This is a genomic window from Arcicella sp. BE140, assembly GCF_031456255.1.
Lineage (GTDB): Bacteria > Bacteroidota > Bacteroidia > Cytophagales > Spirosomataceae > Arcicella > Arcicella aquatica.
Genome location: NZ_JAVDUE010000001.1, coordinates 300,576 through 321,852 on the forward strand (window position 1 = coordinate 300,576; position 21,277 = coordinate 321,852).

Consider the following 21,277-nt stretch of genomic DNA (forward strand, 5'->3'; position numbering starts at 1 on the left):
ATGAACAACAAAACATTTATATATTCCTCAAAGCCTTGGAAAATATCATCCTCTACAGGGATGGTGTTTTTCACATTTATATGCTTAATATTATTCATTTCAAGCTGTTCGGTTACTAAAAAATTACCAGCTGGCGAAAGCCTGTATGTGGGAGCAAAAATTAAGATTCAGAAGGATTCTGTTATTAATAAGAAAGAAGCTAAAACAGTTCAAACACAGCTTGAAGCATTTGTTAAGCCTAAGCCAAATGCCACAATTTTGGGTTTCCCGTACAAGGTTTGGCTTTATTATTTATTTGGCGAACCCAAAAGCGAAAAAGGATTTAAGAGTTTCTTTAGGAAAAAATTTGGCGAACCTCCAGTGTTGGCAAGCAAAAGTGTAGTAGGGGCTAATTCTAAACAAATAGGATTATTATTAAATAACCAAGGGTATTTTAGGTCGTCTGCATTTGGGGTATTATCTGAAAAAGACAGAAAAGCTACAGCCGAATATACTGTTAGTTTACATGAAAGATACATCGTTGATACTGTTGTTTTTTCAGTAAAAGATAGCAGTGTTTTCAGTAAGGCTTTTGTCGCTACCAAAGCAAGATCAATGATTAAAACAGGAATGCCTTATCAGTTTGATGTGATAACCGCTGAACGTGAACGTATTGATAGAGTCTTGAAAAGACGAGGGTTTTATTATTTCAGACCAGATTTTATCATTATCAAAGCAGATTCTTCGTTTGCCACTCATAAAGTAAATCTAACTTTTGAGATAAAGCCTTCTACATCACAAGTAGCCAGAAAACTTTATTCGATTAGAGATGTACACGTATTATCAGATTATGGTGAATCTACGACAGCTGATACCCTAAAAAAACAAGAAATAAACTTTGATGGTATAAAAGTATTTGATAGAACAGCATCATTCAAACCAAAAATATTTGCTGATGCGATTGGTTTTCGTCGTGGAGTAAAATATAGTAGCAATGTTCAAGACGTATCCTTATCGAGATTAATCAACTTGAACGGAAACTTTAAATTTGTAAAAAATACATTTGAATTAGTCCCTCGGTCAGACTCAGCACTTTTAGATGTGTTTTATTATTTAACCCCTCTAAAAGCAAAATCTGTAGTGGTTGATTTGAATGGAACGACTAAATCCAACAACTATACGGGTTCTAATATCAGTATATCGTGGGTAAATAAAAATGCGTTCAAAGGGGCAGAATTATTGAAAGTTACTGCCAATGCTGGGATTGAATTTCAAGTAGGAGGAGCAAGTAGTACACTTGGTGCGTTGAATACTACTAGATTTTCGATAGAAAGTAATTTGACCTTACCGAGGTTTACAATTCCCTTCGTTACTATCAACCCAACTAAAAATCAGTCTTTACCCAAAACAAGCATTAATGTCGGTTATGAACAACTAAAAAGAGGAGGATTGTATGACCTTACATCCCTCAGAACATCGCTTACTTATGCATGGAAACAAAGTACAGCCATAGAACATTCTTTTACCCCTATTTTGGTCAATTTAGTAAAAGCTTTTAATTTCAGTGAAGACTTTGCTTTAGAGTATTTTAGAAATCCAATTTTGTACGAAGAGATTCTTGATAATAAAATCATTATTAGTACGGCTTATACGTTTTCGTATATGCCTCAAAATAAAGCAAACAGTACCCATAACTTTTCATTTACAGGGGGTGTAGAAGTGGCAGGTAATTTGGCAAGTCTATTATCTAAATTAACATCAAGTGATGGTTCATCAACAACACTGTTTGGAGTAACCTATCCACAGTATGCAAAATTTGATGCTGACTTTAGATATAGCTATCGTATCAACCAATCGCTTCGTGTAGCCAATCGTTTCTTAGTAGGCTATGGTTTACCTTACGGTAATTCATACTTTTTGCCAACCGTAAAACAATATGTAGCAGGGGGAAATAACAGTATTCGTGCTTTCCCAGCAAGAACTATTGGACCAGGAAGTTATTTAAGAACAGGTTCATTATTGGAACAAACCATCGGTGGGCAATCTGGTGATATTAAATTAGAATTTAATACTGAACTTAGAGCCAAATTTAACCAATATATCCACGGAGCTATTTTTATTGATGCGGGGAACGTTTGGATGCAGAATGATGCGGATATTTATGGTGCTGATGCCGTATTTGGCAAAGATTTTTACAAACAAGTAGCGATAGGTACGGGGATAGGTTTACGATTAGACTTTAACTATTTAGTACTTCGTTTCGATTTAGCAACACCAGTACGCAAGCCATATTTGCCAGAAAACGAGCGTTGGGTCTTGAAAGATTTTAATTTAGGTAGCCCTGATTGGAGAAAAGAGAATTTAGTATTGAATATTGCCATTGGTTATCCATTCTAACCAATGGCAATTGGTATAGGCATTCTTGTGATTATCGTTTAATGAGCGTGCCATCAAAATTGATGAGCGTCATGGCTAATACAGTATTAGCCGCTAATTCTTTTTGATTAAGGGTTTGGTCAATGGGTGACTCACCAACGCTTAAAAGTTCCTTTATTCTGGCAGGTTTTTTATTCAAATCAGCCAATTCCTCTTGATATAATGCTTTTAGCACATTGATTTCTGTAGGACGAGGATACCTCGAAATCATGGCTTTATAAGCGAACGTAATTCTAGTTTCTGGGCTTTGCCCACCTTCACGCATCATTCTTTCCGCTAATTTTCTAGCAGCTTCATTATACTGTGGGTCATTCATCATAATCAACGATTGCAAAGGCGTTGATGTTTTTTGTCGTTTTACTACACAGAAGTATCTTTCTGGAGCATCAAATGTAATTGAGGATGGAGGAGGAGAGGAACGTTTCCAAATAGTATACAATCCTCTGCGATATAATGAATCTCCATGTTGCTGACGATAGGAAGTAGCATTTCTAGTAGCCAATGCCTCCCAGATGCCACTCGGTTGATAAGGATATACGCTTGACCCACCAATTTTATGCACCAACAAACCACTGCCTTCTAAAATGGCATCTCTGATTTGCTCATGTGCATAACGATAACTTGGTCCTCTGGCGAGCAACCGATTTTCGGAATCAATTTCCATTAAATCTTTACGCTTTTTTGAAGACTGTTGATAAGTAGCAGACATTACAATCAATTTTTGCATGGCTTTGATATTCCAGCCAGACTCTCGGAAAGTAGTAGCCAGCCAATCTAACAAAGCAGGGTGTGATGGCATTTCGCCTTGGTTTCCAAAATCATCAGAAGTTTTGCAAAGACCAAAGCCAAAGTAGTTTTGCCAAAAACGATTCACCGCAACCCTAGCAAAAAGCGGATGGCGTTCATCTAAAAGCCATTGGGCTAACCCTAATCTATTTTTGGGTAAATCATCATCAAAAGGTAGCAATTTATTAATAACGCCATGAGTTACTTCTGTAGAAGGAGCATCGTAAGAGCCACGATTGAGTATAAAGGTTTTTCGTGGAATCTTTCGTTCGCTCATTATCATTACTTCCTTGATGTCGGTAGCCAAAATATTTTCTTTTTCTCTCAGTTGGAGGAGATTTCTGGAATAAGCAGAGAAATAAGGGTCAAAATTTAGCCTGAAATAATCAAAAAGCTGTTGCGCTTGTGTCGCCGTCCATTCATTACGAGGTGTTTTCAGAATGTCAGAAACCTGTTCTTTGTTTTTGGCAAGTCCTAGTATTTCTATTGGAGACAATTGACGCGTATAAATTTTTAATTCATCTACCGCAAAATTTTGCATTGTTTCATGAAATTCTTTCCCCATCATAAAAGGTAAACTCGACCAATTGGTATGATGTTCGCCAAATTTCATTGACTTTTTTAAATTATCAACCAATACAGTCGTCTTCATTTCTTGACCATTTTGATAAATTTTTACCCCTGATGCTTTACTGCTTCCGTCATACGTAAGCGTAATATTTTGCCATTGTTTGTAAAGTACTTTATCAGTCGTAATGATATCAATACAGTTAGCAGGCCAAACATAGCTAAGGCTTACTTGCAAAGAGCCATCTGACAATAGCCAACACTTGTAGCCTCTTTGTCCTTCAAACTCGCCATTAGAAGAATTATAAATAGGACCATGCTCACCTTTTTTCAGAGGGTTTATCCAGAGACTTATAGAAAATGGCTGCACTCTTTCAAAATCCAAAGCCCTGTGGAAATCAATACCACAATCACCTCTAAATAAAATGCCATTTCCCACTTTCCCTTTAATAAACTTGGGTCTTCTGTCCATATCACCGGCAATCCACCCACCGATAGAATCTACCGCGGTATTTTGATAAGCAATGTTTTTTACCTCAATTACTTCTTTCTTAAGATTATTATCAAAGCGTTTATTTGTTTTAGGAATAATACGCTCAAAAGAGAAATTAGCAACAAGGTCTTTATTGCTTGTGGCAAATTTTGAGGGTTCTTTTTGGGCAGCTAATACCCATTGGTCAAAATTCTTACGATAGATTGGATAGGTAGGTTTAATAGCCTCCTCAAAAGGAGCTATTTTTTTCTTAATAAAATCAATTTTAGCTTGAATATCAGCAGTAGGAATCATTACAGTCGGTGAAGCTTCACCATTGTAAGGAATAATGCCTGATTCGTTGTTGTTATTAAAAAATGCAGATAACTGATAAAATTCTTTTTGGGCTATTGGGTCATATTTATGGTCATGGCATCTGGCACATTCAACAGTTAAGCCTAAAAATGCTTTACCAAAGGTATTTACTCTGTCAATGACATATTCGGTTCGATATTCTTCATCAACTACACCGCCTTCCTGTGTTTGTGGGTGATTCCTCAGGAAACAAGTAGCCATCAATTGTTCTTGCGTAGGATTTGGTAATAAATCACCTGCTAGTTGCCAAGTAACAAATTTGTCATAAGACAGGTTTCTATTAAATGAATTAATTACCCAGTCACGCCAAGGGAATGCATTTCTTATGCCATCGTCTTGATAACCGTGCGAGTCGGCATAGCGTGCAATATCTAGCCATTCGACACCCATTTTTTCACCATAATGTGGCGACTTTAATAATCTATCTACTACTTTTTCATAAGCATTCGGAGAAGTATCTTTTAAAAAGGCGTCTAATTCTTTAACAGTAGGAGGTAGTCCCGTAATATCCATAGAAACCCTACGAAGCAAAGTAGCTTTTTCAGCATGAGGGGAAGGGCTGATATGTTGTTCTTCTAGTTTTTGTAGGATAAAATTATCGATAGGATTTTTAACCCATTCATGTTGTTTTACGGTTGGCACTTCTGGTTTTTCAATCTTCGTAAAAGCCCAATGTTCTTTGTATTCAGCCCCTTGTTTGACCCATTTTATCAATAAGGCTTTTTCTTCATCTGTTAGTGTTAAATTAGATTTTGGAGTAGGCATCACCATATCAGGGTCATGCGAAAGGATTCTTTTAATTAACTCACTTTTATCAATATTGCCTTCTACAACAGCCCTGTTTCCACTTTTTAGCTTTTCTGTAGCCCCTTCAAAATTTGTTAATTGCAAACCCGCCTCTACTTTGTTTTTATCAGGCCCATGACATTTAAAGCACCTATCTGATAGAATAGGTTTGATATGAATATTATAATCAATCTTATCTGGAAGTTTACTTTCAATAGTTGCTAGCTCAGCAGGTGTTTCTGTGCTACCACAAGCTAATAGAAGTATGCAGGATAAAAATATTGCTGATTTTTTAAACGTTGAGATTACCATAACTTTACTTTCGTCGTTAAAAGTATAAGTAAATATAATCTTGAAATACTTAAATTTAATAAGGTGTTATAGGGTATACTTTACAGAAGACTGATGATGATTCTCTTTGAAGTTTAGCCACAAAAAAAGCACTCCCGAAGAAGTGCTTTTTTTAAGAATATTTTTAATAACTACTAAAAGAATTTAGCTCTGTTATCAACAACTTTAGCATTTTCTTTGATTGCTTCGTTGATATAGAATGATGTTCTTTGAGCAGCCATCATTTTTGCTGAGTTCTTATAAAGTGTTAAGTCTGCAATAGCTGGTGCTGGAGTAGACTTAGTAGTTTCCATGATGAAAACACCACCTTCACCTTTGAAAGGCTTAGATCTTTTTCCAACTTTTAAACCAAATGCTTTACCAATCGCTGTAGGGTCAGCACCTGCACTACTTAATACACCTTGCGCTAACGTGATGTCTGTAGCTGTTTCAACTAAAGCACCTGCACCGTATTTCTGAGCAATTTGTTCTAAAGTACCTGAAATACCAGCTAACTTTTTCTCAATTTGTTCTGCTTTCAATTCGCTTTTTACTCTTGCTGTTAATTCTTCTCTGAAATCATCAACTTTTACTTCATCCTTATCAGTACTTCCTGTTACTAAAGCAACGATATATTGATTATCATTTTGGAATACTTCTGAAACATCACCTACTTTAGTATCCTCGTTGAATGCCCAACGAACAATATCACGTGCATTCTGTAAGTTATTGAAACTACTAGCTCCTTCAGGGATTCTGTCTCCGCGAAGCATCAATAAAGATTTGTCTTTTTTCAAGCTTGCCTCAAATGCTGCTTTTGTCGTGTTAGCTACAGCAAAAGCATCAGCTTTACGTAAAACTTCGTCCATAGTAGATTGACTTGGAGAAATAGTACGGTTGATTGCCGCTAATTTATAACGAGTGTTCGTTTTAGCTTCTGTTACTTTTACGATATGGTAACCGAAATCAGTTTCAACAATGTTTGGTAATAAACCTGTTCCAGAGAAACCAAAAACTGCGTTCTCGAAAGGTTTTACCATTCCACCATTGTTTTTGAAGTAACCTAAATCTCCACCTTGTTGAGCAGTTCCATCAGTACCAAATTGTTGTGCCATTGCTTCAAAGCTTGCACCACCTTTAATTTGAGCTAAGATACCTTCAGCACGTTTACGAGCAGCCGCTTTTACAGAATCAGAAGCATCTTTTGGCGCATTGATTAAGATATGGCTAGCACGAACTGTGAATAATGAATCTTTTTGAATACCACCGTATTTGTAAATAGAGTATGTTAAGCCATTTTTGAATGGGCCATAAATACCTCCTGGGGTCATATTAGCTAATTGTCCTTTTACTGCTTCTGGAATTTCAGCTAAGGTAGAATAATAAGGAGTTTTAATGTCCGAATTCATCATTGCAAAAGCTGAATCGTTTTTAGCAATCGCTAATTCTTTCGCCAAACGTTTGATATCGTTGTAGAAAGAAGCAGTGTCTAATTTTGAAGGAATAATTGGGAAAGTAACATATTCAATAGAACGAGTAGTTTGTCCTTTAAATAAATCTTTATGAGATGACAAATAGTCTTCTAACTGAGAGTCTGTTACTTTAATAGTAGAATCCGCTACTGAATAAAAAGGTACGTATAAATAACGCACATCCACTTTTGAATTTTGAGCAGTATAGTCTTTTTGAGCTTCAACATTGGTAGTATATGTTGACATTCTTAAAAGGTTTTCATACTTCGTTCTTAAACGATCTTGGCTCAATGATTTCTCAAAATTTACCCAAGCTTGTTGTTGAGCAGGAGGCAAAGATTTGAAATTTTTCAAAAATTGAATAACGTAACCCTTATCGAACTGACCAGTCTGAGGATTAGTAAATTGCTGACGAACAGATGGGTGAATGTTTGTCCCTTGTACCATGTCAACCAATTCAGCAGGAGAAACCGCTAATCCTAATGCTTCATATTCTTTGCCATAGGCCAAATCCATGATGTACTGGTTCCAAACTTGGTCACGAATCATCGCTAATTCCTGTTCTCCAGGACCACGACCCGATTGCTGTGTGTATTGTTGCGTAATTTCGTCAACTTTCTTTTGAAAATCTTGATTTTTGATTTTTTCTCCTCCGATTTCACCAACTACATCTTTGGGAGAGCCGAAAAAACTCGAACGACCTTGAAAAATGTCTCCACCGACAAGGAAGAGAATTAAACTGATGGCGATTGCCGCCGCCGCAATCCCCGACTTTTCTCTGATTTTGGTAATTAATGCCATTTTTAAATATTAAGTTATTGATTTTCGCTATCTATCAGCTCCAAAGCATCAAAGACAAGGTTTTTGATAATGAAATTATAATGTGATACTAATCCTTCTGATAGACTCTATAGAACCCAAAAGAAACGCAAAATAATTACTTTATTGGCTAATATCAAAATCTGAATTATTTTGGATAAGCTCTATCAATTCATAAATGTTAGTATTGTGCCATAATATGTCCTTAAATAAGAGGTGAACTTTGTAGATGTAATTGGATAATTATTGGTGTAAGTGTTTGATAATCATCTTATTTGTTGCTGTTATACTATAGGATTTTGTACAGTGGCATTGTTTTTTTTTACTTATTGTATTTATAATACTTTTAATAATTTTTGTTCAAATTTTGTTACTTATTAATTAATACTAAGTCTATTGATATAGATAGCATCTAATTAACTTACAATAGTTTATAACAGTTTGTTTTTTTTCGTTTTCATCCATTTTATGAAAAAGATTGATTACATATCATTATCAAGACATTTCAGTGGCGAAGCAACTGATGCTGAAAATTGTGAGGTTTTTAGATGGAAAGATAGTTCTAACACTAATAAAAGAACCTATGAGCGGCTATTGGCTCTTTATGATATAAACAAGAAATCGTCAAACAATATTGATTCTCAATACGAAGCGTTTGTTTGGAGTAAGATTATTGGGAAAGTTTTATCAGAATAAAGATTTTTTGTTCACACAGTAAAACGACTTGAAATATTGAAGTCGTCTCACTGTGTGAAAATATAATTTATTTTATTTTAAAGCTTACTTTAACATTTTCCCAAAGCAATGATATTTCATTTTTTGAGGAAACTTCATAAGTGAGTCTTTCATAAAACTTTTTAGCCTTCTTTACGGGTACAGTAACGCGTAAAACATCCTCATCTTGTTTGTAACTGAATGCACCCCACTTTATCGTTTTGTTAAAAATGATAATCCATTCTTTTTCATTTGGAATAACAAAGAAGGCATATTTTCCTGCCGATAATGCTTTGCCTTCTACTGCTATGTCATTTGAAGTAGTAAAAGCCGTTGTCTCGTTAGCACCCGCACGCCATACTTGTCCATACGGAACTAGTTTCCCCCATATTTCTCGTCCATTTACAGCAGGTTGACTGTAATCAATAACGATGGACTTCCCGTTGATGCTTGTGGTTAATTGTGCAGGAGGGCTAGGGCGTGTAGCTTTATCTTGTGCAAAAAATTGGATACTCAATAAGAGTAAGGTCAATAACAAAATAGTCTTTTTCATTTTTTTTGTACTTTTGAGTGAATAAGTAAATTTATCGCCTCAAATTTGACTATAACTTCTTGAAGCTACTTGTTCATCACTTGTTCAAGTTTATTCAAAATGTATCACACTGATTAGTAATGACTAACGAAAAATTTTATATTGATAAATGTAAAGAACTAATTGAAAAACAATTAGAGTGGGGGGATAGCGAACACTGGCAAAATCAAGATTTTGATGTACTGAGCGAAAGAATATTTGAAGTAACTAAAGTTTCACTGAGCAATAGTACCTTAAAAAGGTTGTGGGGGAAAGTCCGTTATGATAGCACACCCAATCTGACGACACTGAATGCTTTAGCTCAATTTATTCATTATGAAAATTGGCGAGCTTTTACTTCAAATGGCTTTCAACCTAAGATAGATGTCAATGAAGAAATTCCTCATAAAACTGCGGTTGTTACGAATACTCCTCCAAGAAGTATTTCAAAAGGATATTTTTGGGTCATAGGCTTTTTCATGGTTGGCCTATTATTAGGTATTTGGGCATTTCAACATAAATCTAGGCCTCTTACTTATGGTAAAGTATTGTTTAGTAGTATGCCCGTGACTTTAGGCGTGCCTAATACTGTATTGTTTTATTATGATGCAAAAGATTCTAATGCTGATAGCGTATTCATACAACAAAGCTGGGATAGTAAACTTCGTGTTAAAGTAGATAAAAATAAACATCAGTTTGCGAATACTTATTATTTACCAGGTTATTATAAAGCTAAACTGGTGCTCAATGATTCGATTGTTAAAGAACATGATTTATATATTGAAACTGATGGTTGGCTAAGGACAATAGATAAAGAATCTATGCCTGTTTTTTTACCTAAAAAGCAAGCTACCAAAGAAAATGTGATAGCGATTGATGAAGAAGATTTGACAGGGCAAAAATTTGATTTAGAAAAGAATATACCTTGGGTAAGTATTTTTAAAGTGCAAAAAGATTTACAGATACCTAGTGATAATTTTGTTTTTGAAACAGACATTAAAAATACGTTTAATCGTGGAGACGGCATTTGTCATAAAACGAAAATAGTTTTAATGTGTATGAACGGCGCACATGTCATTCCACTTTCAATCAAAGGATGTGTTGGTGAATTGAATGTTGTTTTAGGTAATGAGCTATACGAGGGTAAAACCTTAGATTTATCTGGCTTTGGAGTAGATTTTTCTGATTGGATACATATTAAAATGGAAGTGAAAAACCGTGAAGCTAAGATATTTATTAACCAAAAGTTGGCTTTTGAGGGTGATTTTAAACAAAGTTTAGGAATGATTGTTGGGCTACGGGCATCTTTTAAAGGAGCAGGAGAAATAAGAAATGCTAAGTTTTATGTGAAAGATAATAAAGCTATCCGGCTATAATTGAAAAAGCTGAAATAAGGTATACTATCTTATTTCAGCTTTTTATGTATGCCTCTATTAAATTAAGCCACTACTGAAATAACTTCTTCTAGGGCTTGTAAAAACGTATCACATTCTTTTTGTGTAATAGCTAGGCTTGGTAACAAACGCAACGTATGCTTGCCAGCGTATCCACAGAAAATATGGTGGTCAAATAATAATGAATCTCTGATTTTATCAACAGGTTGTTCAAACTCAATACCAATCATTAATCCACGACCACGTAATTCTTTGATACCTTCCAGTTTGCTAAGTTTTTCAAATAGATATTCGCCCATTTTAGCTACATTTTCTATCAAAGCTTCTTCCTTCATCACATCCAAGACAGCCACAGCAGCCGCACAAGCAAGGTGATTCCCACCGAAAGTTGTACCTAACATACCATGTTTAGCTTTGAATTTTGGTGCAATAAATACACCACCAATCGGGAAGCCATTCCCCATACCTTTAGCAGTGGTGATTAAGTCTGGTTTGATGCCTGAGAACTGATGTGAAAAGAATTTACCCGAACGTCCGTAACCACATTGTACGGAATCCAAGATTAAAATCGCTCCAGTTTTGTCACAAGCCTCACGAGCGGCTTTTAGAAATTCATCTGATGCAACATTAATACCGCCAACTCCTTGAATACCTTCAATAATTACCGCACAAGTTTCTTCCGTTACATTTGCTGTAAGCGTTGCTGCATCGTTGAATGGTAAAAAAGTAACGTGCTCATCATAGTTTATAGGGGCTACAATGGCTTTATTATCTGTTACGGCAACAGCACCCGCTGTTCTACCATGAAAAGCCTTTGAAAAAGCAATTACTTTTTTTCTGCCATTGAAGAAAGAAGCTACTTTTAACGCATTTTCGTTGGCTTCTGCCCCAGAATTACAAAGGAATAAATCGTATTCTTCGCAACCCGAAAGCTTACCTAATTTCTCCGCTAATTCGCTTTGAATAGGAATATTGACAGAGTTTGAATAAAAACCAATGTTTTGTAATTGTTCTGTCAGTTTTTCAACATAATATGGATGTGCATGACCAATAGAAATAACAGCATGCCCTCCGTAAAGATCAAGGTATTCAACACCATTTTTGTCCCAAAGGTAGCTACCTTTTGCTTTTACAGGAGTGATGTCGTAAAGTGGATAAACATTAAAAAGATTCATTGTTAGCGATAAGCTTCGAGCTGTCAGCCTTGAGCTGTCAGTAAAAGCCTTTTATTGTTTAAAAATAAAATATCTATTTATGCTAATACTTTTGCTCGATGCTTAAAGCTATTAGCCATTATTTCACCCTATTCTTACCAAATTTATAGCCTAAAGCACCATAAAATTCACCAAACCAAATGCTTTGTTGGGCTGAATCAGAATCTCTTCCAGTGGTATGAACGTGATTAAGTCTTGTGAAGCCTCCTTTGACGTCTGTCTGGAGGAAAAACCTTCGTGATAAATCAAAGCGTAATCCAGTTTTCAATGAAACACCATAACCAGCAAAATTAAAGTGGTTGTTTCGGCCAATACTAAACAAATGTGAATCTGTTCTTGGAATAAGCGTTCCAGCACCCACACCCACTAACCAATCTACGCCTTGAATATTATTTTTTGCTTTCCAGATTCGGTCGTAGCGGTCAAGTTCTACATGCAAATAATTAAAGCCATCCGTATGTTCGTAATGTAAAAAATCTTCTGGTCGAACCAATTTAGGGGTATGATTGAAATCTCCGACATATTCAGGGTTTACAACAATGGCAGGGTCTGATACCTGTGCTGAAATATGCCCTGATACTTCCAAGGTTTGATTATCATCCATTACATATTTCATGTGGTCTGAGCCGATTGAAATACTCCAGTGGTCACTAAAAAAATAACCATAACGGATATTATATTGAGGAATTGATAACTTAGTAATATCAAAATAAACACCCGGACTAAAGGCAATTGGTAAGTCTTTAGCTGTAGCATTGTACAACGTAAAGTCATAGCCAATTCCTTTAAATCGTATGTCGGAATTAGCATATTCCGAACGATTATATCCCCAGAAGAAAAAATACTCACCTTTACGGCTATATGGTTTTTTGTCTTGCGCTGAACTTGAGAATATAAATAATATAGTGGCTAAAAAAGCAGTAAAAAGTTTATACATTTTAAGTTTTTTATTAATTAAAGTAAAGGTTCTTGGACAATAATATAATTATCAGGAAAATGATCAACTAGTAAGATTAACGAGAAGCATACTAATTAAGTTCAAGATGTAGGAGGTTGTAAATCAGCGGATAATATGTTATTTTCACTATTAAAACCCAACAGATTTTAAGCCTAATCCAGTTCTTTCATCTAAGCCAAACATCAAATTCATGTTTTGAACGGCTTGCCCAGAAGCACCTTTTGTTAAGTTATCGATAACACTTGAAATCAATAAATTTCCATTGTGCACTTCCAATGAAATAAGGCATTTATTCGTATTTACCACTTGTTTTACGTCCACAGGTTTATCACTAATGTGTGTAAAAGGATGGGCTTCGTAATATTTCTTGTATAGTTTCTTAGCATCTTCCAAAGTCCCATCAAAGCTTGTGTAAACATTCGCCATGATCCCACGCGTAAAGTTTCCACGGTAAGGAATAAAGTTAAAATTTTGGTCAAAGCCATTTTGCAAAGTATTTACTACCATCCCTATTTCTTGTAAATGTTGATGGGTAAAAGCTTTGTAAATAGAAATGTTATTGCTTCTCCAAGAAAAATGACTCGTAGTAGAAAGACTTTGTCCTGCCCCTGTTGAACCCGTTACGGCAGAAATATGAATATCATCCGTCAAAATGCCAGCAGCAGCTAAAGGTAGCAAAGCCAACTCGATTGAAGTAGCAAAACAGCCCGGATTGGCGATATGTTTAGCCGTCTTGATTTTTTCTCTTTGTAACTCCGCTAATCCATACACAAAGCCTTCAGACTGGTCACGATAGTCTGTGCTTAAATCAACAATGTTAATATTCTTAAAAGAAGGGTTTGCTTCCAAGAACTTTTTGGATTCTCCGTGTCCTGAGCAAAGAAAAGCCACATCTATATCTGTATGAAGGTCGTCTGAAAAGAGTAAATCAGTGTCTCCTAATAAATCAGTATGGGTACTATAAACAGGCTTACCTGCTTGTGATTTTGAATTAACAAAAACGATTTCTACTGCTGGGTGATGAATCAGGATTCTTAACAATTCTCCTCCTGTATATCCCGCACCACCTATTATGCCTACTTTTATCATGTTATTTTTTATAGTAAGGAGTATTTTTGAAGTTTATCCATAATATACTATCAATTACTTTTTCTGAGGAATTAAATATTCCTACTTCAGTATATAGAGGAAACTTTCCAATTATTTCTCCAGTATTTCCATCTGAAACCTTCATGTTAGAAAATATAGTGTTATCAACTTTATTTTTATTCCTGATTATAATGGCATTTGGTACTAGTGCCGCACCAATGATAGTCGCAACAGATAACATGTCATTACCAAGTTTTTCCTCATTGGTTAAAAATGCAATTAGTCTAACTTCAGACTCAATTATCCCGTCAACTTCCAATACTTTGCAAATAAAATCAGCAGGTAAATCTTTTATATCTTGTAGTGTAATTTCGTTTTCAGCTAAAAGACTATTTGTTTCGTCAAATGATTGTATTTCAACAGCAACAAACTCTTTTTTTAATTTTAAATAGTCGTTTAATTTCTTCTGTAGTAAAAAGCCATCTTCATACTCTTTATTCCTAACATCTCCAATTTTTAAGCCTTCGGGGAGGGTTCTATACACATACAAAACCTTAACAGGCAAAATAGCAATTTTTTTATGATGCTTCGCTAATGAATCAAGGCTAATCTCTTGAGAGAAAGCAGTCTTCGTAATAATTAGTAAAATAATAAAAGAAAGATGCTTATGTAGATGGCTAGTCATTGTAATACTTTATTTTTAGAACTATTTTAGTTACTTTCTATGCTTCGATAAGATTAATTATCGAGGTGTAGTTTTTGAATTTTTCATCGGCTGATACAATCACTAAATCTTCATGAACAGCAACAGCTATTAACATTCTGTCAAAAGGGTCTCTATGCTCTGGAAGAAGAGGAATGCTCTGATATTGAATGGAGTGATGTCGATTTAAGTCAATAATTTTGATATCTTTTTCAATCGTTTTATCAATGGTAAATTCCAAGGTATCTGGAAGCACAAGTTTTCCAATTGAAAGTTTAATACTCATTTCATAAAAACTAATAGTACTAACATAGATATCATTAGTTTCGTCCTCAATCAGTTGTTTTGATTTGGTTTTCAGCAGAGGGTTGTCTTCTAAAAACCAAATCAATGTATGAGTATCTAATAAGAGTTGCATTACATATAATCTTTTAAATCTTCGAGAGGTTCATTGAAATCTTCAGACATCCATACTTTACCGCTAAGTCCTCCTGCTTTTCGGTTTTTATTTGGATTTTTTTTAATGGTCTCCTCGTCCAAAAATGTAACGATTACGTTCACTTTCTGGTTTGAAATGGGCTTTTCAGCTAAAGTAATTTGCCCATTTTCATAAGTTCCTTTGATGGTTGTGAGCATATTGTTCCTTGATTTAGGTTTAATGAAAATACTAAACGAAGTACATTAAGTAAGCGAAATAAATTGATTCTCTTATAAGTAGCTTATGTAAAAAAGTATTGTGCAACAATATTTTAATAAACTCATAACTCATCACTCGCAACTCTTACAATCCCGCTTCTGTAACTTTTCTATGAATCATTGTTTGGTTAGAAACGATTTTAGAGAACCCTCTAACATCATCACCAGTCCAAGTATTGTTCATTTCGCCATACGAACCGAAAATAGAAGACATTAAATCGAACTTAGATTCAATACCTAATAATTGATAACGATATGGAGCTAAATGAATCTGTACTGTTCCAGAAACATTCGATTGAGTATCTGCTAAGAAAGTCTCGAAATTACGCATTACTGGCTCTAAGAATTGCCCTTCGTGAAGCATCGTTCCGTAAGTTTCTCCTAAAGTTTGTTTCCAGTATAATTGTTGCTTCGTTAACGTATGTTTTTCTAACAAATGGTGTGCTTTGATGATTAATAAAGGGGCAGCAGCTTCAAAGCCAACTCTTCCTTTAATACCAATAATTGTATCACCCACGTGGATATCACGACCTACACCATAAGGAGCAGCAATATCTGTCAATTTACGAATTGCTTGAACAGGGGTTAATGTTTCATCATTAATACCCACTAATTGTCCTTTTTCGAAATGTAACTTTACTGTTTCTTCACCCGTTGCCGTTACTTGTGTTGGCCAAGCAGATTCTGGTAAATATCCATAAGAAGTAAGGGTTTCTTTACCACCTACTGATGTTCCCCAAAGTCCTTTGTTGATTGAATAAGTAGATTTTGTCCAGTCGCGAACAACGCCTTTTTCTTTTAAATATTCAATTTCCGCTTCACGCGATAATTTCATATCACGGATTGGCGTAATTACCTTACATTCTGGCACCATGATTTGAAAAACCACATCAAAACGCACTTGGTCGTTTCCTGCACCAGTACTTCCATGAGCAATCGCTTTTGCACCGATTTTATTCGCATATTCCGCTACGGCAGTCGCTTGGAATACTCTTTCTGCCGATACTGAAAGGGGATAAGTATTGTTTTTCAATACATTACCATATACCATATAGCGGATACAATCATTGTAATATTTTTCAACTACATCTAATGTTACGTGGCTTGTTACGCCCAATCCATAAGCTTTTGCTTCAATGTCCTTTAGCTCCTCAGCGGTAAAACCACCTGTATCAACAAGGGCTGAATGTACTTCATAACCACAATCGTCAGCTAAATATTTTACACAAAAAGAGGTATCAAGCCCTCCACTAAATGCTAGAATTACTTTTGGTTTACTCATTTTTTGCTCTAAGCAATACGCTGTAGGCGATATGCTAATAGTTAAATTTATAAAATTTATAATGGGAAAAGGCTAGGCCTATGAAAACATATAATTTGTTGTGATATATATCACGCATTAACAATTTTGACTACATCACTTGTCTTGATGCTCTTCTCTCAGCCATTTTCAAAAACATTTTTTCTTTAATGTTTTTTAGGCGTTCTAATACTTTTACGTCTTTCAAGAAATTCCATTTTTCATGTGTATTTTCTTCAGAAACTTCTGTATTAGACTGGTTCTCTTCTTGTTCTTTTAAAGCTTTTTTACGCTCCCATTCAGGGTCGAAAATCATTCCTGTACATAAGCAATGCTTACGGTCTGTACGGCTCAATACGTCGTAATTTACACACGACTGACAGCCTTTCCAGAAAGCATCGTTCACAGGTAATTCACTAAAAGTAGTTGGTTCGTAACCCAATTCAGAGTTTATTTTCATTACTGCCAACGAAGTAGTAATACCTATGATTTTTGCATCAGGATAACGTGTTCTTGAAAGCTCAAAAGCTCTTGCTTTTACGGCTTTTGCTATGCCATATTTTCTCCATTCTGGTTTTACGATTAATCCAGAATTAGCTACAAATTTTCCATGTTCCCACGTTTCAACATAACAAAAACCAATAAAATCGCCTTCCGAATCGGTGGCAACGATGGCTTTGCCTTCTTTGATTTTGTCACGAAGGTATTCTGGAGAACGTTTTGCAATGCCCGTACCGCGAGCTTTTGCAGATTCTTCCATTTCATGGCAAATTGCCTCAGCAAGATGCAAGTGTTCAGTTGTAGCAACCTGAACAGTATAATTGTTAGTTAAAACCTCAGAAGCTGATAATTTTTCCACTTTAAGACTTAGCTTGGAAATTGTTTTTAGTTAGAAAAACAAGGTGATAATAAACCTCGGCTCAGAAATGAAAGCCTAAGAATTATCGATTAAAAAAAACAAATGGGATGTCGAAAAACTCTACCACATGGGTAAATAGAAATACGTTAGGGATCAGACCCTACGGAAGAACGTACGCCTAAAAATAGGCATAGGAGAATACGAATATGATATGAATTTTACTTCGTAAACCATTTTGGTTGATGGGTTATCCGAGTTGAAAGTGAGTAAAAACGAATAATCGTGCAAAGTTTACCAAAACTAAATTTAAGATGCAATATATTTTTTCAATTTTATATAAACTTAATAGAAAAAAGCCAAAATATCGCTTTTTAGTGCTTTTTATAAGGGGTGATGCTCACATTTTTACTGATGATATCTACTTTTATTTTATGAATCAGCATGAGTGTAAATAATCATCTATATTTGGATTATTGAGTTTATTTAATTAAAATTGATTATCAATAGTGATATCACATAACATGAAATATCATATAGCAAATTGCGTTATTAGTTTGATAGTAATATAACACTAACTTTTGAGTTTAAGTTTTTACTAAATAGAAATAATTCTATAAACGTTAACAAAGAGAAAGAATAAGGAAAATGTCTATTTCTCCCAAAATAAATACGAGTAAACTAACTGCCGATGATTTGATTTATGGGTATATGAACGGGATTTTCCCGATGGCAGATACCGATGGTACTTTATATTGGTATTCACCAGACCCCCGAGCAATTATTCCTATTGATACCTATAAACCACCAAAGTCACTAAAACCTATACTGAATAAAAAACATTTTGAAATTAGAATCAATGCTGATTTTGAAGGAGTAATGCGCAATTGTGCTATGCCTAGAAAAGGGGATGATGAGACGTGGATTTCGGAAGAAATTATTGAAGCATACAGCGATTTAAATAAAATGGGATTGGCACATTCTGTAGAAACGTATATTGATAACCGTGTCGTAGGAGGGTTGTATGGCGTTTCCATTGGAGGAGTTTTCTTTGGAGAATCAATGTTTTATAAAGAGCCTGAGGGTTCGAAAATAGCGTTTCATTATTTAATTGAAATTCTAAAAACACAAGGATTTATTTTGCTGGATACCCAGTTTATCAATGATAATGTTAGACGCTTCGGAGCAATTGAAATTTCAAGAGCTGATTATGTGAAGTCGCTAAAAAAAGCGTTAGAGAAGCATTGCGATTTTGCTAATGTAGATTTGAAACATTTATTCAAGTCATAAAAGTAAAGATATTTTTTTGGCTATAATTTATTACCTAAATTGTTAAAGATTCAGAATGTTGTAATTTTGTGGTTGTATTACCTCAGTTTATAAATTACTCATTTAGCATAAGCGATTTCCGCTTACATTTAAAATGTCCAAACCAATTATTGTTATCAAATTCGGAACGGCTTCAATTACACATAAGTCTGGAGAATTGAACGAGGAAATCTTGCAAGAAATAGCTCGCCAAGTTTCTATCTTACATCATGAATATCAGATTGTTATGGTTTCTTCTGGAGCAGTAGGAGCAGGCAAAAGTTTTATAGGAAATTATAAAGGAACCATTGCCGAGCGTAAAGCTGCTGCGGCCATTGGGAATCCGCTATTGTTAGCAAAATACACCCAATATTTTTCAAAGTATGGTATTACGGTAGCGCAAAGTTTGTGCGAAAGACATCACTTTGCCCATAGGAATCAATTTCTTCAATTAAAAGAGACCTATCAGGAACTTTGGAAAAATGGCATAATCCCGATTGCCAATGAAAATGATGTTGTCAGTAATTTAGAATTAAAGTTTTCTGATAACGATGAATTAGCAACTTTAATCGCTACGGGTTTTGGGGCTGATACTTTATTGCTTTGTACGTCAGTAGGAGGATTGCTAGATGCCGAAAAAAATATTATTCCATACATCGCCAAAGTAGATGCTTCGGTGTTAGGCTTAGCCAATGATGATAAATCTTCTTTGGGCTTAGGAGGTATGATTTCAAAACTAACCTATACTCGTTTGGCAACTAGTATGGGTACTAAAGTGGTGATTTTTGGGATGAAGCCAGAAGATGGAATCCTAAAGGCGTTGGTCAATAAAAACGGAACTAGCTTTGCATCACAAAAAGTAAGTTTAAATGCTCGTCAGAAATGGCTAGCTTCTGGAAGTCTTATTGCAGGTAAAGTACAGGTAGATTCGGGAGCAAGTTTGGCCCTTGAAAATAGGAAAAGTCTGTTGGCAGTAGGTATCAAAAAAGTAATAGGTGTTTTTGAAAAAGGAGAGGTATTTGAAATTATAGACGAAAAGAAAAATGTAATTGCTATTGCTCGCGCCAGAGAATCCTCAGAAATAATAACAGCTAATCTGAAAACACAGAATTTTGAAGTGGCTAACGCCGATGATATTGTTATTCTATAAGACGATAGTTTAGATTCCCTTCTTATAATCTTATAAATGCCCACAAAAAGAAAGCCACCCCGAATATCGGAGTGGCTTTGCTATGAAACCTCTTTAAACTTCTCAATTAAGATATATAAAATGCTCATGTACTGAGCGTCTTGTCGAATTGAATATTTTCAAGATATCAAAAGGCTTTATCTATTTTGATACTTTTAATGGCCGAATACTGACAATCAAAAACACCCCCTTTTCTCTTAATCATTGTAATGATTCTTAACAATGATTTTTATTATCGTCAAGGAATAATATTTCTATTGTTCTGGGTTAAAATTATGTCCCTTTCACGACAAAATTTTGATAATGAGACGAAAGGGTAAAAAAAAAAGACGAAAATCTTAATTGTCAATTTTTATAGCTAGTTTTTGTAAAACTCACATTTTTTCTGATAAAACCTTAAAATATTAAACCTGAGCTCTTTAGCTTAAAAAAAGACGGTTTTTAACCATAAAAAGTGTTTTTTTTCAAAAAATACATTTCTATCATCATCTTTTTCAAAAAAAGAACCTCCTTTTTATAAAATACCATTCCTGATAATCACTTTTTTAAAATTGTACTTTTTTGATTGATTTTTGTTTTAAACCTCATTTCTTGGGAATCATCTTTTTTGCTGAAATGTCAATTTTATGATTTTTAGGAGGGTGCTAGTCTTTGAAAAAAAATAAGTATAAATACTTGTAAATGTTGTACGAAATAGTAAAATTCAACTATTAATTAAGAATAAGTATATAAATAAACAGCGTAAATACTTAAAAACATGATATTAGAAGAGCAAACTCAGCAGGTTACTGAAAACCTATATATTACAAATAATGAAGTAGAAATCCTAGATTCTTTAGTCGATTCAAAAAATATGTTTTATGATTTTTCTAAGAATAAGGTAGTTTCATTTATCAAAGAAATGGACTTTAATTTGATACTCTACAACTCTAGCGAACGTGATCGTGGCTTTACAATGTATGTAGTTAAAAACTTCTGTGAGCACGAAGAGGAATTGGTATTATTACGTAATGTATTTAATAGCATTATTAGTAATGGCGTAAACCAATACATGATGAGAATAGCTAAAAGTAAAGTAGAAGATATTTTTTATATGGCTAACACTTTCAGAGCTTTGTTTAAAAAACCAAGACCTGACCAAGACTATGATGTAATTCATCCGTCTTTGCCTTCGTCTTTTACATATTAAAAGAGTATTAATATAAATTGGGATAGTGTTTAAATAAAAAGCGATTGAGGATAGTTATCCTTCAATCGCTTTTA

General features: G+C 34.7%; 17 protein-coding genes. 6 read left to right on the forward strand and 11 right to left on the reverse strand.

What is annotated here, in order from left to right; genetic code table 11:
- Positions 1–2,376 carry a BamA/TamA family outer membrane protein gene (locus J2Y60_RS01260; protein ID WP_309912532.1) on the forward strand — a complete coding sequence of 792 codons (2,376 nt, stop codon included), beginning with the start codon at positions 1–3 and terminating at the stop codon, positions 2,374–2,376.
- 31 nt (positions 2,377–2,407) lie between these two features.
- Here the strand turns inward: J2Y60_RS01260 and J2Y60_RS01265 are convergent, their stop codons facing one another.
- Positions 2,408–5,713, reverse strand: coding sequence for a DUF1553 domain-containing protein (locus J2Y60_RS01265; protein WP_309912530.1), 3,306 nt, complete (start codon positions 5,711–5,713; stop codon positions 2,408–2,410).
- Between the two features lie 173 nt (positions 5,714–5,886).
- Positions 5,887–8,004, reverse strand: coding sequence for a SurA N-terminal domain-containing protein (locus tag J2Y60_RS01270; protein ID WP_309912528.1), 2,118 nt, complete (start codon positions 8,002–8,004; stop codon positions 5,887–5,889).
- Between the two features lie 486 nt (positions 8,005–8,490).
- On the opposite strand from J2Y60_RS01270, the gene J2Y60_RS01275 reads away from it, so the two are divergent.
- Positions 8,491–8,718: a hypothetical protein gene (locus J2Y60_RS01275; protein ID WP_309912526.1), complete on the forward strand. Its 228-nt coding sequence runs from the start codon at positions 8,491–8,493 to the stop codon at positions 8,716–8,718.
- A gap of 67 nt (positions 8,719–8,785) precedes the next feature.
- Here the strand turns inward: J2Y60_RS01275 and J2Y60_RS01280 are convergent, their stop codons facing one another.
- Positions 8,786–9,289 (reverse strand): DUF2911 domain-containing protein, encoded by a 504-nt coding sequence (locus J2Y60_RS01280; protein ID WP_309912524.1) that lies wholly within the window; start codon positions 9,287–9,289, stop codon positions 8,786–8,788.
- 119 nt (positions 9,290–9,408) lie between these two features.
- Between J2Y60_RS01280 and J2Y60_RS01285 the strand changes: the two genes are divergently transcribed.
- Positions 9,409–10,683 (forward strand): hypothetical protein, encoded by a 1,275-nt coding sequence (locus J2Y60_RS01285; protein WP_309912522.1) that lies wholly within the window; start codon positions 9,409–9,411, stop codon positions 10,681–10,683.
- A 62-nt stretch (positions 10,684–10,745) separates the two neighbouring features.
- Here the strand turns inward: J2Y60_RS01285 and J2Y60_RS01290 are convergent, their stop codons facing one another.
- From J2Y60_RS01290 to J2Y60_RS01325, 8 genes are all read right to left on the reverse strand, one after another.
- Positions 10,746–11,876: an aminotransferase class III-fold pyridoxal phosphate-dependent enzyme gene (locus J2Y60_RS01290; RefSeq protein ID WP_309912520.1), complete on the reverse strand. Its 1,131-nt coding sequence runs from the start codon at positions 11,874–11,876 to the stop codon at positions 10,746–10,748.
- Positions 11,877–11,994: 118 nt separating this feature from the next.
- Positions 11,995–12,852, reverse strand: coding sequence for a hypothetical protein (locus J2Y60_RS01295; RefSeq protein ID WP_309912519.1), 858 nt, complete (start codon positions 12,850–12,852; stop codon positions 11,995–11,997).
- Positions 12,853–13,002: 150 nt separating this feature from the next.
- Positions 13,003–13,962: an N-acetyl-gamma-glutamyl-phosphate reductase gene (gene argC, locus J2Y60_RS01300; RefSeq protein WP_309912517.1), complete on the reverse strand. Its 960-nt coding sequence runs from the start codon at positions 13,960–13,962 to the stop codon at positions 13,003–13,005.
- A 1-nt stretch (position 13,963) separates the two neighbouring features.
- Positions 13,964–14,647: a hypothetical protein gene (locus tag J2Y60_RS01305; RefSeq protein ID WP_309912515.1), complete on the reverse strand. Its 684-nt coding sequence runs from the start codon at positions 14,645–14,647 to the stop codon at positions 13,964–13,966.
- Between the two features lie 37 nt (positions 14,648–14,684).
- Positions 14,685–15,083 (reverse strand): type II toxin-antitoxin system VapC family toxin, encoded by a 399-nt coding sequence (locus J2Y60_RS01310; RefSeq protein WP_309912513.1) that lies wholly within the window; start codon positions 15,081–15,083, stop codon positions 14,685–14,687.
- Positions 15,083–15,301: a DUF2281 domain-containing protein gene (locus J2Y60_RS01315; RefSeq protein WP_309912511.1), complete on the reverse strand. Its 219-nt coding sequence runs from the start codon at positions 15,299–15,301 to the stop codon at positions 15,083–15,085. The genes J2Y60_RS01310 and J2Y60_RS01315 overlap by 1 nt, the downstream gene beginning before the upstream one ends.
- Positions 15,302–15,446: 145 nt before the next feature.
- Complete coding sequence (gene argG, locus J2Y60_RS01320) at positions 15,447–16,643, reverse strand: argininosuccinate synthase (RefSeq protein ID WP_309912509.1); 1,197 nt, start codon at positions 16,641–16,643, stop codon at positions 15,447–15,449.
- Between the two features lie 130 nt (positions 16,644–16,773).
- On the reverse strand, positions 16,774–17,520 hold the full coding sequence (locus J2Y60_RS01325; RefSeq protein ID WP_309912507.1) for a GNAT family N-acetyltransferase: 747 nt from the start codon (positions 17,518–17,520) through the stop codon (positions 16,774–16,776).
- A gap of 645 nt (positions 17,521–18,165) precedes the next feature.
- Here J2Y60_RS01325 and aat point away from each other — a divergent pair.
- The 3 genes from aat (at position 18,166) to J2Y60_RS01340 (ending at position 21,203) form a co-directional block, all read left to right on the forward strand.
- Positions 18,166–18,807 (forward strand): leucyl/phenylalanyl-tRNA--protein transferase, encoded by a 642-nt coding sequence (aat, locus tag J2Y60_RS01330; RefSeq protein ID WP_309912505.1) that lies wholly within the window; start codon positions 18,166–18,168, stop codon positions 18,805–18,807.
- Between the two features lie 133 nt (positions 18,808–18,940).
- Positions 18,941–19,975 (forward strand): glutamate 5-kinase, encoded by a 1,035-nt coding sequence (proB, locus tag J2Y60_RS01335; RefSeq protein WP_309912503.1) that lies wholly within the window; start codon positions 18,941–18,943, stop codon positions 19,973–19,975.
- 796 nt (positions 19,976–20,771) lie between these two features.
- Positions 20,772–21,203 (forward strand): hypothetical protein, encoded by a 432-nt coding sequence (locus tag J2Y60_RS01340; RefSeq protein WP_309912501.1) that lies wholly within the window; start codon positions 20,772–20,774, stop codon positions 21,201–21,203.
- The last annotated feature ends 74 nt before the right edge of the window (positions 21,204–21,277 follow it).